The following is a 12978-nucleotide window of genomic DNA, read 5'->3' on the forward strand; positions in this document are numbered from 1 at the left end:
TCCTGCTATTGAATCAATTATCACACCAGCCTAGGCATTGGGATTCTTTGTTCGTATTCTTTTGTACATTTTGATGCCCAGCATCAACATTCCTGCCAATACGAATATACCAATAACCCCGTAGATCCAGTTTACGGCATTGCGCAGGATCACCAGGAAAATTACGGCAAAAAGAATAAGAGTAGATCCCTCGTTCCAGAGCCGCATTTGGTTAGACGTCCACTTTACCACATCATTCTGAAGTTCCTTAAAAAGAAGATGAGATTTAAAATGGTAGGCATAAAGTAAAGCCACAAAACCCAGTTTTACCAGCATCCAGTCCTGCTCCAGCCATGCCGGCATGAGAATTAGTAGCCAGAAAGCAAACAGGCTTGCCAGAATTGCGGAAGGCCAGGTGATAATATACCAAAGCCTTTTTGTCATTATTTTAAACTGGTTAGAAAGTATGGATTTTTCCGGCTCGGGCTTGTCCATAGCTTCTATATGATAAATAAACAGTCTTGGAATATAAAAGAGCCCGGCAAACCAGGTAATTACAAAAATAAGGTGCAGGGATTTTATGTAATTATAATATTCTATCACGAATTAAGTTTTTTTGGAAGGATTCTGATGGGTGCTGAAAACCGCTAAAATAACAACTTCATTTTTCCTAAAGCTATAGACAATAACATAAGGAAATTTATTTAATTGGACTTCGCGGAAGCCGGTACTTCTAACCTGAAAATATTCAGGAAAACGGGAAATATATTTTAATTTTAATTCTATTTCATTCAGAAATTTTTCACCTAAACCATCTGACTTAGCTTCATACCATTCAACGCCTTCTACAATATCAGCTTTAGCTTCAGTAGTAACTAAGATTTCAAAAGCCATGTTCTTTTCTGATTTCGGCTATTACATTCTCCCAGGTTTCGGCTTTACTTCCACCTTTAAGATAAGATTGATAACGCTTTTCCAATATCATTATCTGGTTTTCTGTAAGATTCGAAATATCCTCTTCCTTAGAATAATATTGAGGAGCTTCCTTTACTTCAGAAGGAAAAGATTTTAATATCCCCTCCACTTCCTTCAGCAATTCTTCATTATTACAGTTAATGATACCCTGAAGAAGCTCAATTTTCAACTGGTTCATATTCATATCTTCCCGGCTTTGTTACAAATATAATTATAAAAGCCTTACCGCAGTTCCTGTTTTAGGAAGGCCTAAGATTCCTGCGGATTTCCCGGTTTAGGAAATAGCCGGTTACAATTGTTGAAAGTAAATCGGCAACGGGAAATGAAAGCCATACTCCGGTCTCACCATAAATCTGCGGCAGGATAAATACCAGTGGAATAAAAAAGAAGCCCTGCCGTGTTAGTGTAAGCAGAAATGCAGGAATCGCTTTTCCCGCCGCCTGGAAATATGCCGCGCCTATAAGCTGAAGGGCAACAATAGGTGTGGCCGCAAAAACAATACGCATGGCATTGGGGGTTTCGGCAATAATAGTTTTATTATCGGTAAAAATATAGACTATTTCTTCAGCAAAAAACATGATTCCGCTAAACACAAATATTGCAAGAATAACAGAATACAGAATAGCTGTATTAATGCTCTTTCTCACTCTCATATACTTTCGTGCGCCGTAATTGAATCCTGCAATTGGCAGAAACCCCTGGGTAATCCCCAAAACAGGAAAAAGCGCAAACATGAGCATCCTTCCCACAATGGCGTAAACAGTAACAGAATTTTCACCACCAAGTTCAAACAGGATATTGTTCATCAATAAATAAGTAATGCTCACTAATGCCTGCCTTGCCAGAGTAACAAAACCCAAAGAAGAAATTTCCTTCAAAACCGGCATATCAAAACCAAAATCAGCAAAGCTGATCTTCAATTCGGAATTACGGGAAAGGAAGAACCAAAGAATGTAAAAAAAGCAGCAAATATAAGAAGCAGTGGTAGCCCAGGCGGCTCCCATCATCCCCAAATCAAGACGATTAATAAGAACATAGTCCAGAATTAAGTTCCCTACAGAAGGAATAATCATGGCAAACATGGCGAACCGGGGTTTTCCTTCTGCCCTAATTACACTATTGCCCATCATGCATAAAGCCAGAAAAGGAACACCACATAAAACTATACGATAATATACCCTGGCAGGATCAAAAATATTTCCTTTCCCGCCAAAGGCAGGAATAAGTTCATTGGTGTAGAGCAATCCCAGTACAGCCATGCCCAGTGTGAGGCACAGGGTAAGACTTATCTGATTTCCGAAGGCTTTTAAAGCTTTTTGCCTGTTGCTGCTGCCCAATGCCCGGGAAATAATGGAAGAGCCTCCCACTCCTATGGCCATTCCAACGGCTGCCACAAAAAAAGCAATTGGTAAAACCACATTTATTGCTGCAATAGCGGTGGAGCCTATCCAGTTTCCAACAAAAATGGTATCAATAAGAATATTGAGAGACATTACCAGGATTCCCACCGAAGCCGGTGCAGCCTGCCGAATCAGTAATTTACCGATTGGCTCCTTTCCAAGTGCCGCTGAATTTTTGCCGGGCATTAAGCCTCCACCGGCTTTTGATGAGCCCATTCATCAATCCACCTGGAAAGTACATTTACCCAATCTTTACGATCATTTAAACAGGGAACAACTGTAAACTCCTCTCCTCCTACTTCATGAAAAATCTCTTTCCCCTCCATGGCTATTTCTTCTAAAGTTTCCAGACAGTCAGAGACAAAGGCGGGAGTTACTATCGCCAGGTTTTTCATGCCCTGCTTCCCAAAGCGTTCAATCGTCCTGTCTGTATAAGGTTGTAGCCACGGATCAAATCCCAGGCGGGACTGGAACGAAACACTATAAGTATTTTCTTTTAATTCCAAATATTCTGCAACAAGACGGGTGGTTTCAAAACATTGATGCCTGTAGCAAAACTGGTGCGCCGTAGAAGCTGTCTTACAACAGGAACCGTCAATTTTACAATGCGAATTGGTAATATCGCTCTTGCGGATATGCCTTTCAGGCACTCCATGATACGAAAACAACAGATGCTGAAAATTTACATCCTTCAGCTTTTCTGAAATGCTGTTGGCCAAAGTTCTAATATAATCGGGATGATTATAAAAAGGCGGAACGGTGGTAAATTTCATATTTGGAAAATGCTCCTTCCGAAGTTCTTCAGCTAAAACCAGAATAGTTTCTGTAGTTGCCATGGCAAATTGCGGATAAAGTGGAAAAAGCAGCACTTCATCTACACCTTTTTCATCCAATTCCTTAAGCCCGGACAAAATATTAGGTGTCCCATAACGCATGGCAAGGGCTATTGGCACTGAAGTAATATCATCAATTTTTTCCTGAAGCCTTTCAGAAAGAACAATTAAGGGGGAACCTTCGTCCCACCAGATTCGCTGGTAAGCTTCCGCAGATTTTTTAGGGCGGGTATTCAGGACAATTCCTTTAACTAAGATAGTCCTGGCCCAGTACGGCACGTCTATCACTCTTTCATCCATCAGGAATTCCCCAAGATATTTCTTTACATCTTTAGGGTTTGTACTATCGGGAGAACCCAAATTAACAAGGAGCACACCTTTACTCATAATTTTTCTTTTTCACTACAAAAATAAAGCTATAATTTAAGGAGCATGAAGAATAATCATTATACTTTTTTATTGCAGGATAGAAGCCGCACCTATTTTCCCATAGCGAACAAAATACTCTTTAACAGGTGTTGCCGGAATGCAGGATTGGCGTAGGATTCTTTTGTATGTCCACCACCGGTGTAGATAACCCTGCCTCCGGAATCCAGCTCCCTAAACCAGGCGATAGGATGAAAATTCCCATTTTCGCCTCCCTTATAAGAAGTTTCATCCAAAGAAAGCAACACTTCATTTTCAGGATTTAATTGTTTAAAATTATACCACTCATCCTCCCGCTGCCATACTTCCGGTAAATGTTCTACTGTGGGGTGGCTGGGCATTTCCACATGGATTTCTGCATTTTGAATTTGCGGATGGCTCACAAAATAGGCTCCGGCCAGTTCTCCATACCACTGCCAGTCATATTCAGTGTCGGTTGCTGCATGAATTCCGAAGAAACTGCCGCCACTTTCAATATATTTCTGAAAGGCTTCCTGCTCATTTTCAGTAAAAACATCTCCCGTGGTATTCAGGAAAATAATAACGTTGTACTTCTGAATATCCTTAAGAAAAGTTGCCGAATTTTCTGTAGTATCAACTTTAAACCCGTTTTCATCTCCCAGTTCCTGAATAGTTTTAATTCCGGTAGGAATGGAGGAATGCCTGAAGCCCTGAGTTTCTGAAAATACCAAAACCTGTTTTTCCTGTGCAACAATGGAAAATGAAATAAGGAAAACAGCAATAAATAAAGAATATAAAATTTTCAAAATAATTGTTTTAATTAGCTGAAGGTAGTGACATTATGTATTTTTTTGGCGTAGTGCCAAACTTTTTTTTGAACGCTGCTATAAAATGGCTCGAGGTGCTGTAACCCACCTTCAGCCCTACTTCATTTACATTATAATCACCGCTGTCCAGCAATTTTCGGGCAAATTCCATTTTATAATCAAATAAGAAACTGTAAACCGAATCCCCGTAAATCTGCTTAAAGCCTTCTTTTAATTTCTTCAGGCTCAGGTTAATTTCATCTGCAAGATCCTGTAAAGAAGGCGGTTCTGCCATTCGGGAAATCACAATATCCTTGGCTTTTCTAATTTTGAGGATATTTTCTTCGTCGCTTAAAAACGGACATTGCTCCACATCGGGATCTTCAGTCCTGTTGAAGTAAAGACTCAGCAATTCAAAAGCTTTACCTTTAAAATACAAATTTTTAATGCTGGGCGTTAAGTTGAAGTTCATCAATTGATTCAGCACAATTGCCATAGAAGGCGATACGGGCAAATCTTTATAATATTTCTTATCGCGGTTTTCAGCGCTTAAAAAAGTAATATAATCTGCTTCCTGAGAAAACAATGAATGAAATTTTTTAATCGAAATCACCAGGGAGATCAGCCAGGAATCGGCAGCAAGGGACAAATTTAAAGGCAGGTTGCGTTGTGGATTGTAGAGCAGAAGCGAATTTTCTTCTACCAGGGGCAGTTCATAATTGCTGTTATTGAACATAAATTTTCCATGTCCTTTAATACTGAAATGAAACTGAATGAAACTGCTATCTATTTCACGAACAAACTGTTGGGTCTCTTTAGTATCGTTCTGAAATTTCAGTACAAAAAAACCCTCCTCCACCTTTATCTCTTCTGTTAAACCTACAGCGGTATTTTTTTCTCCAGATTCCATGATTTTAAAAGATATATTTTAAATGAAATTAAACAACAAATATTCTATCCTTCCAATATACTATAAAAGTAAGGGTATTTCCAGTTTTGGTATCTTAAATCTTAATAATTATCCCGAATCGACATATTTAGTACCTGCAGCGTTACTTTTTCCTTTTTCTATGTCCTATTTTTGTCTGCTCATACCCTAAATAGGTAAATGGAAGATTATCATATTTCAAAAGGAAGACATTTTTACACCATAGGCCTTAGTTATAAAAAGGCCGATGCCGAGATTAGAGGGCACTTCAGCCTGAATGAAGAAGCTAAGGTGAGACTGCTCGAGCAGGCCCGGTATGAAGGCATAGACGGAATCATCGTGACTTCTACTTGTAACCGGACTGAAATTTACGGTTTTGCACAACATCCTTTTCAACTTATAAAATTGCTTTGCGAACACACTCACGGCACAGTAGAGGAATTCGAAAAGGTGGCTTATGTTCATAAAAACAAGAAGGCAATCTCTCATATGTTTCGCGTGGGGACAGGCCTTGACAGTCAGATCCTGGGTGATTTCGAGATTATTAGTCAGCTAAAACTGGCTTTTACCCGTTCCAAGAAAGTGGGCGTGGCCAATGCTTTTCTGGAAAGGCTGGTGAATGCCGTAATTCAGGCTAGCAAGCGTATAAAAAATGAAACTGAGATTTCCAGCGGCGCAACTTCGGTCTCTTTCGCTTCGGTTCAATATATCCTGAATAACATTGAAAATGTATCAGAAAAAAATATTCTTCTCTTCGGAACAGGAAAAATTGGAAGGAACACTTGTGAAAATCTGATAAAACACACGCGAAACGATCATATTACCCTAATAAACCGAACAAAAGATAAAGCTGAAAAAATTGCCGGAAAGTTTAACCTTGTGGTAAAAGATTATGCCGATTTGCAGGCAGAAATCAGGAAAGCTGATATTCTAATTGTGGCAACAGGTGCTCAAAATCCAACAATTTCAAAGGAATTGATTTACTGCAAAAAAGATCTGTTAGTACTGGATTTATCGATTCCGAAGAATGTTTCCGAAGATGTTCAGGAAATTAAAAATGTGAAACTGGTGCATTTGGACCAGTTATCAAAAATAACAGATAAAACTCTGGAGCGCAGGAAACAGTTTATTCCGCAGGCGGAAGTAATAATCAGGGAAGTTGAAACCGACTTCAACAAATGGCTGGAAACCCGAAAATTTGCCCCCACCATTAAGGCCTTAAAGAAAAAACTTAGAACGATGAAAGATGCCGAACTGGACTTTCAGCGTAAAAAAATAGCCGACTTTAATAACGAGCAAGCTGAAATTGTTAGCAATCGCATTATTCAGAAGATAATGAAGCATTTTGCCAATCATTTAAAGGAAGATTCCAATACTACCGATGAGAGCCTTGAACTTATCCAACGCGTATTTCAGCTTGAAGAGCTTCAAAAATGAACAAAATTATAAAAATTGGCACCAGGGATAGTGAACTTGCCCTTTGGCAGGCAAAAACTGTTCAAACTGCCCTGGAGAAACTTGGCCATGAGAGCGAACTGGTACCGGTAAAAGCTTCCGGGGACCTCAACCTGGATCAGCCTTTATATGAAATGGGCATTACGGGGATTTTCACCAAAACCCTGGATGTGGCCATGATTAAAGGTGAAATAGATATTGCCGTGCATTCGATGAAAGATGTGCCTACCGCACTACCTAAAGGCATAGTGGAAGCCGCGGTGATGAAAAGGGCAAATTTCAAAGATATTCTTGTTCATAAAGGCCTGGACTTTTTAAAATCTGAAGGCACTATCGCTACTGGAAGTCTTCGCCGTAAAGCACAATGGCTCCATAAATATTCCAAACATAAAGTTGTAGACCTCCGTGGGAACGTAAATACGCGCATGAAGAAACTTGAGGACAATAACTGGAATGGAGCAATTTTCGCCGCCGCCGGGCTGGAAAGAATTGATCTTAAGCCTGATAATTTCATCAACCTGGACTGGATGATACCCGCTCCCGCGCAGGGTGCCATGTTGGTGGTTGCTATGGAAAAAAATGATTTTTGCAGGGATGCTTTAAATGCGCTAAACCATAGAAAAACAGAAATTGCCGTTCATATAGAAAGGGAATTTCTTAAAAAACTCGAAGGTGGCTGTACTGCGCCCATTGGAGCGCTGGCTACTGTGGAGGATGAAATTGTGCATTTTAAAGGCTCACTTTTTAGCCTTGACGGAAGCCGGAAATACGAAGTAGAAAAAGAAGTTCCTATTAGTGAAATTCAGGGATTTGGCAGTAAATGTGCTGAAGAGATCCTGAACAACGGCGGCCGGGAACTGATGCTGGAGTTTAAAAAGGTGATGAAAAAGTAAAAAATGCCAACAATACTTTCCACAAAAGTACTCTCTCCATCCCAAAAACAACTTATTTTGAACAGCGGGATTGGTTTTGTGGAGTATGATGCTATTAAGATCGATTTTACAGATTTTGAAGTTCCATCCGTTGTAAATGCGATTATCACCAGCAAAAATGCGGCGAATGCAATCTTAAAAAAGAATATTTCAGTGCAAAATTGCTTCTGCGTAGGTGAAAAAACTTCTGGCCTTTTAAAAAGCAGCGGTTTTGATATTGCTGAAACTTCAGATTATGGCCGGGATCTCGCAAATATTATCATTGAAAAATATAGTGATGAAAACTTCACTTTTTTCTGCGGAAATAAAAGAAGAGATGAAATTCCTTCAGTTTTAAAAGAGCACAATATAGCTTTTAAAGAAATTGAAGTTTATAAAACCAGTCTCAATTTTCAGCAATTTCAGCAGGAATTTGACGGAGTGTTATTTTTTAGTCCGAGTGGTGTAAAAAGTTTTATAAAGGAGATCAAACTGAAGGATTCTGTTGCTTTTTGCATTGGCGAAACCACTGCTTCAGAAGCAAAAAAACATACCGAAAATATAGTTATTGCCACAACACCAGGTATTGAAAATGTAATCGTGCAGGTGGTGAAATATTTTAAAAGCCGATAAGGTAGAAAAACGGAATTAGTAAAATAGATTGAGAAAGAAAGATACACCTACAAGGTCAAAAAAGACCTTGCAGGATGCAGGTCTAAGAAAATTAAAGCTTAAAAACGGGGAAAAAATATAAACATGATCAAAAACGACTTATTACTCAAAGCATTAAAAGGCGAATCTGTAGAACGGCCACCGGTTTGGATGATGCGACAGGCAGGCAGGTATTTGCCTGATTTTATGAAGTTAAAAGAGAAATATGATTTCTTCACCCGCTGCCGCACTCCTGAACTCGCTACTGAAATTACCGTAATGCCCATCAGGCAAATTAGCCCGGATGCTGCTATTTTGTTTAGTGACATCCTGGTGATTCCACAGGCTATGAATATTGAGGTGGAAATGAAACCCGGTGTTGGCCCATGGTTGCCAAATCCTGTACGCTCCCTGGAAGATGTTCAAAAAGTGCGTGTTCCAAATGTCCATGAAGAGCTTCAGTATGTTTTTGACGCAATAAAAATGACCAAACAGGAACTTAATGATGAAGTGCCGCTGATTGGTTTTGCCGGTTCTCCCTGGACGATCTTGTGTTATACCGTGCAGGGACAGGGTTCCAAAAATTTTGACCTGGCCAAGAAATTCTGTTTCAGCAATCCTGCCGCGGCACACGCGCTGCTTCAGAAAATTACTGACACCACCATAGCTTATCTTAAAGCAAAAGTTGCGGCCGGAGTAGATGCCGTTCAACTTTTTGATTCCTGGGGCGGGATGCTTTCCCCTACAGATTATCAAACTTTTTCATGGCGTTATATGCAGCAAATAATAGACGCTCTTAAAGGCCAGGTTCCGGTGATTGCCTACGGAAAAGGCTGTTGGTTTGCATTAAAGGAAATGTCAGAATCCGGAGCTTCAGCATTGGGTGTAGACTGGACCTGCACCGCCAGAAATGCCCGTTATTTAAGCGGAGGAAGGATAACTTTACAGGGCAATTTTGACCCGGCCAGGTTGTATTCCCCTCCTGCCCAAATAAAGAAAATGGTGCACCAGATGATTGACGAATTTGGAAAGGACGCTTATATCGCCAATCTGGGACACGGGATCTTACCCGATATTCCTGTGGAAAATGCCCGGGCATTTGTAGATGCGGTTAAAGAATATAAATAGAGTATATGCTGCGGAAAGGCTTTAAAGACGAAGAAGAACAAAAACGTAACGAGGTTTTTGATGATTTGCTGGAATGGGAAATGGTGCCTGACTTTTGGGAAAAGGAGCAGCGGAAAAAATTAAACAACCGGCTGAAGGAAAAATTTGATCTTGACCTGCAAAAATTAGAAAAATCGGCACCAAAGGAAGTGGTTAAAATATTAAAAGAAAAGGAATTCAGCCCTTCAAACTTTGAAAAACTGGGAGATCTTTTTCTTAAATTAAGTGAAGTGGAACCGGTGGAACTTGAAAGTTCACTTGCACAAAAAGCCTTGGTACTCTACGAGTATTCCCAACAGGAAAGCAAAATATTTTCTTTCTCCCTTATTCAGAAAATAAACGAAGCTAAATCTTTAATTTAATGAAGGAAAAGTTCTATAATTATATTGAAAACCTGCAGGATTCTATTACTTCAAAAATTCAGGAGATAGATGGAAAAACTAGGTTTCAGGAGGACGTTTGGAAACGTGCTGAAGGTGGTGGCGGAAAAACAAGAGTGATAGAAAACGGCGCTGTTTTTGAAAAAGGCGGCGTAAATATTTCTGCAGTTCACGGGCCACTTGCTCCCGCCATGCAAAAATATTTCAGTGTTGGAGAGGTCGATTTTTTTGCCTGCGGGCTCAGCCTAGTTCTGCATCCAAAAAATCCTATGGTACCCACTGTACACGCAAACTGGCGCTATTTTGAAATGTACGATAAAGATGGAAATACCCTAGACCAGTGGTTTGGTGGCGGTCAGGATCTTACTCCATATTATCTTTTTGAAGAAGATGCGGGGCATTTTCATCAGATTTGTAAAAATGCCTGTGACAAAGCGAATCCTAAATTCTATCCGGAGTACAAGAAAAAATGTGATGAATATTTTTGGAATTCCCATCGTGATGAAGCCCGTGGAATCGGCGGACTATTCTTTGATTACTGCAAAGCTTCCGAAGAAATGAGCATCGAAGACTGGTATAATTTTGTGACCGGAGTTGGAAATAGCTTTCTTGAAGCTTATGTGCCTATTGTTGAAAAACGAAAGGATTTATCATATTCCCAGGAACAACGAAAATGGCAGGAAATACGCAGGGGACGATATGTGGAATTTAACCTGGTGCATGATAAGGGCACTTTATTCGGATTAAAAACCAACGGAAGGATTGAAAGTATTTTAATGAGCCTGCCGCCACACGTACAATGGATTTACGATCATCACCCGGAGCCGGGAAGCGAAGAGGAGAAACTGGTAAAAGTGCTGATGGAACCAAAGGAATGGGTGTAAATCGACTTTAGAAGTTAGACGCTAGAAGTTAGAATTACATGTCCCACAGCTTTTAAACAAATTCAAAAAACTTAAAGCCTGAAGCTTATAACTTACAACTATGTTAATACGAAACCGAAGACTAAGAACCGGAGAAGCCATAAGAAGCCTGGTAAGGGAAATCGCTATAACCCCTAATGATTTTATTGTTCCGCTTTTTGTGGTGGAAGGGAAAAATGTGAAGGAAGAAATTGCCTCTATGCCGAATTATTACAGGCTGAGCCTGGATTTGCTGGAAAAAGAGGTGATAGAATTGTGGAATCTGGGACTAAAATCTGTTCTTCTTTTTGTAAAAGTTCCTGAAACCTTAAAAGATAATGCGGGCACCGAAGCCTTAAATCCTGATGGCCTCATGCAACGGGCAGTGAAAACTGTAAAAAATGCCGTTCCTGAAATGCTGGTGATGACCGATGTTGCCCTGGATCCTTATTCCTCTTTCGGCCATGACGGGATTGTTTCTGAAGGGAAAATTCTAAATGATGATTCTGCCGCCGTATTAGCTGAAATGTCTCTTTCACATGCCAAGGCCGGCGCCGATTTTGTGGCGCCCAGCGATATGATGGATGGTCGCATTTTCGAGATGCGTAGTTTACTGGAAGATGAAGGTTTCTATGACACCGGAATTATGAGTTACAGCGCGAAATTTGCTTCGGCCTTCTACGGTCCGTTTCGTGATGCACTGGATTCCGCTCCCGTGGATGCACAGGATATTCCGAAGGATAAAAAAACCTACCAGATGGATCCCGCCAATCGTGATGAAGCGGTAAAGGAAACCCTTATAGACATCCAGGAAGGTGCAGATATTGTGATGGTAAAACCGGGACTATGCTATCTTGATATTGTTCGTGATATAAAAAATGCCGTAAATGTTCCCATAGCCGTTTACCAGGTTAGCGGGGAATATGCCATGATAAAAGCCGCTGCTGAAAAAGGCTGGCTGGACCATGATGCCGTAATGATGGAACAATTAACTGCCATTAAACGCGCCGGTGCCAATATGATCGCCACTTACTTTGCCAAAGATGCGGTGAAACTTATTTCCTGAAATAAAAACTAAAAAATCAAGGCTGTTAACAGGCAGAACCATCAAACTGGGAAAACTTCAGGATGATGAGATTCTTGCTGTTAACAGCTTTTTTTATATTGAAAAATTAAGACTCCGCCTGAACAACGGATTCACTTTCTGCGTACATTTGTATCGTGAAATTCAACAGGTTAAATAGTCTGCTTCCCTTTTTGCTGATATTGCTTTACAGCAATTTCAGTCATGCTACTATTACCCTGCCGCCGGCTTCTGAAGATCTTAATTCCCGGAATTATGATTATTTACAGGCCGATCAAAACCGTAGCGCTGTTTTTCCTGCAGAAAACTTACGGGAAGGCGGTTTTCAGTTTACTGAAGAATTTACTACGGGAGCAGTATCCCTTCTTCAGGAATATCATTATAGTTTACTTAGCGCTGCAATTTCAAACGAAGCTGATTCCTGGATTTACCAGCTCAATTTCCGCAATCTTCTTGAACTTCAAATTTTTCCATTCAATTTCTTTTGGTGAAATACGGGAACTAAACCCGTTTAAAATGACGTATGGCAATCTTGCAGGCAACCCGAAAACCTGAATCAGCTTTTTAAATCCAAAGCTGCAGTTTTCACTGCCCTGCAAATAAATTTCACTCTAAAAAAGTTAAAAAATGGACACACCATCATTAATAATAGGCAGCGTATTGCTGCTGCTATTCGTAGGCCCAATTCTGTACGCTATCTGGATGCAGAATCACAAAGAAAGAAAACAATTAAGAAAGTTAAATGAAATAGGTTCCGGGCAGAACCTGAAATTCGATTATACTGAAATTTCCAATTCACTGCTCCTGGGACTTGATGCCCAGACCAAAAAACTGGTAGTAATTGAGCCAGGCAATAATATGCAGTTTAATATCATAGATCTTAACAAGATTGGTAACAGCAAAATCCTTAAAAAGGCCGTCCCCAATCCCGACAGATCTAAAGGCCGTGAAAGAATTATTCAGATAAGTCTGGAACTATTGGAAAACCATGGAAAGAATAAAGCTACTGAAATTCTTTTTTATGATGAAGATGGAAATGATGGCGCCGATATGTCTACCAGGCTTTTTGTTGCTGAAAAATGGGATAAGCTAATCCATACCAGTCTTTCAGCATAAAATA

16 protein-coding genes are annotated in these 12978 nt (G+C 40.1%); 9 read left to right on the plus strand and 7 right to left on the minus strand.

Annotation, left to right across the window (positions count from 1 at the left end):
* Positions 1 to 30: 30 nt before the first annotated feature.
* From RM539_RS01685 to RM539_RS01715, 7 genes are all read right to left on the minus strand, one after another.
* Positions 31 to 579, minus strand: coding sequence for a CopD family protein (locus RM539_RS01685; RefSeq protein WP_311501884.1), 549 nt, complete (start codon positions 577 to 579; stop codon positions 31 to 33).
* 6 nt (positions 580 to 585) lie between these two features.
* The gene (locus RM539_RS01690; protein ID WP_311501743.1) at positions 586 to 873 is read right to left on the minus strand and encodes a type II toxin-antitoxin system RelE/ParE family toxin; all 288 of its coding nucleotides are present in this window, start codon (positions 871 to 873) and stop codon (positions 586 to 588) included.
* Complete coding sequence (locus RM539_RS01695) at positions 863 to 1138, minus strand: hypothetical protein (RefSeq protein WP_311501744.1); 276 nt, start codon at positions 1136 to 1138, stop codon at positions 863 to 865. The genes RM539_RS01690 and RM539_RS01695 overlap by 11 nt, the downstream gene beginning before the upstream one ends.
* Positions 1139 to 1193: 55 nt before the next feature.
* Complete coding sequence (locus RM539_RS01700; protein ID WP_432264604.1) at positions 1194 to 2570, minus strand: MATE family efflux transporter; 1377 nt, start codon at positions 2568 to 2570, stop codon at positions 1194 to 1196.
* Entirely contained in the window at positions 2540 to 3574 is a 1035-nt protein-coding gene (hemH, locus tag RM539_RS01705) for a ferrochelatase (protein ID WP_311501745.1), read from the minus strand. Before hemH ends, RM539_RS01700 begins: the two co-directional genes overlap by 31 nt.
* A gap of 92 nt (positions 3575 to 3666) precedes the next feature.
* Positions 3667 to 4380, minus strand: coding sequence for a ThuA domain-containing protein (locus tag RM539_RS01710; RefSeq protein ID WP_311501746.1), 714 nt, complete (start codon positions 4378 to 4380; stop codon positions 3667 to 3669).
* Positions 4381 to 4390: 10 nt separating this feature from the next.
* The gene (locus RM539_RS01715) at positions 4391 to 5290 is read right to left on the minus strand and encodes an AraC family transcriptional regulator (protein WP_311501747.1); all 900 of its coding nucleotides are present in this window, start codon (positions 5288 to 5290) and stop codon (positions 4391 to 4393) included.
* A 198-nt stretch (positions 5291 to 5488) separates the two neighbouring features.
* Here RM539_RS01715 and hemA point away from each other — a divergent pair, with 198 nt between their 5' ends.
* The 9 genes from hemA (at position 5489) to RM539_RS01760 (ending at position 12974) form a co-directional block, all read left to right on the plus strand.
* Positions 5489 to 6745, plus strand: a complete 1257-nt coding sequence (hemA, locus tag RM539_RS01720; RefSeq protein WP_311501748.1) for a glutamyl-tRNA reductase — start codon at positions 5489 to 5491, stop codon at positions 6743 to 6745.
* Positions 6742 to 7656, plus strand: coding sequence for a hydroxymethylbilane synthase (gene hemC / locus RM539_RS01725; protein WP_311501749.1), 915 nt, complete (start codon positions 6742 to 6744; stop codon positions 7654 to 7656). Before hemA ends, hemC begins: the two co-directional genes overlap by 4 nt.
* A gap of 3 nt (positions 7657 to 7659) precedes the next feature.
* Positions 7660 to 8307 (plus strand): uroporphyrinogen-III synthase, encoded by a 648-nt coding sequence (locus tag RM539_RS01730; RefSeq protein ID WP_311501750.1) that lies wholly within the window; start codon positions 7660 to 7662, stop codon positions 8305 to 8307.
* A 123-nt stretch (positions 8308 to 8430) separates the two neighbouring features.
* Positions 8431 to 9453, plus strand: coding sequence for a uroporphyrinogen decarboxylase (gene hemE, locus RM539_RS01735; RefSeq protein WP_311501751.1), 1023 nt, complete (start codon positions 8431 to 8433; stop codon positions 9451 to 9453).
* Between the two features lie 5 nt (positions 9454 to 9458).
* Positions 9459 to 9854, plus strand: coding sequence for a hypothetical protein (locus tag RM539_RS01740; RefSeq protein WP_311501752.1), 396 nt, complete (start codon positions 9459 to 9461; stop codon positions 9852 to 9854).
* Positions 9854 to 10756 carry an oxygen-dependent coproporphyrinogen oxidase gene (hemF, locus tag RM539_RS01745; RefSeq protein WP_311501753.1) on the plus strand — a complete coding sequence of 301 codons (903 nt, stop codon included), beginning with the start codon at positions 9854 to 9856 and terminating at the stop codon, positions 10754 to 10756. The genes RM539_RS01740 and hemF overlap by 1 nt, the downstream gene beginning before the upstream one ends.
* A gap of 100 nt (positions 10757 to 10856) precedes the next feature.
* The gene (hemB, locus tag RM539_RS01750) at positions 10857 to 11840 is read left to right on the plus strand and encodes a porphobilinogen synthase (protein WP_311501754.1); all 984 of its coding nucleotides are present in this window, start codon (positions 10857 to 10859) and stop codon (positions 11838 to 11840) included.
* 191 nt (positions 11841 to 12031) lie between these two features.
* Positions 12032 to 12349 carry a hypothetical protein gene (locus RM539_RS01755; RefSeq protein ID WP_311501755.1) on the plus strand — a complete coding sequence of 106 codons (318 nt, stop codon included), beginning with the start codon at positions 12032 to 12034 and terminating at the stop codon, positions 12347 to 12349.
* 136 nt (positions 12350 to 12485) lie between these two features.
* Complete coding sequence (locus tag RM539_RS01760) at positions 12486 to 12974, plus strand: hypothetical protein (protein ID WP_311501756.1); 489 nt, start codon at positions 12486 to 12488, stop codon at positions 12972 to 12974.
* The last annotated feature ends 4 nt before the right edge of the window (positions 12975 to 12978 follow it).

This window comes from Autumnicola musiva, from assembly GCF_031846585.1.
Lineage (GTDB): Bacteria > Bacteroidota > Bacteroidia > Flavobacteriales > Flavobacteriaceae > Autumnicola > Autumnicola musiva.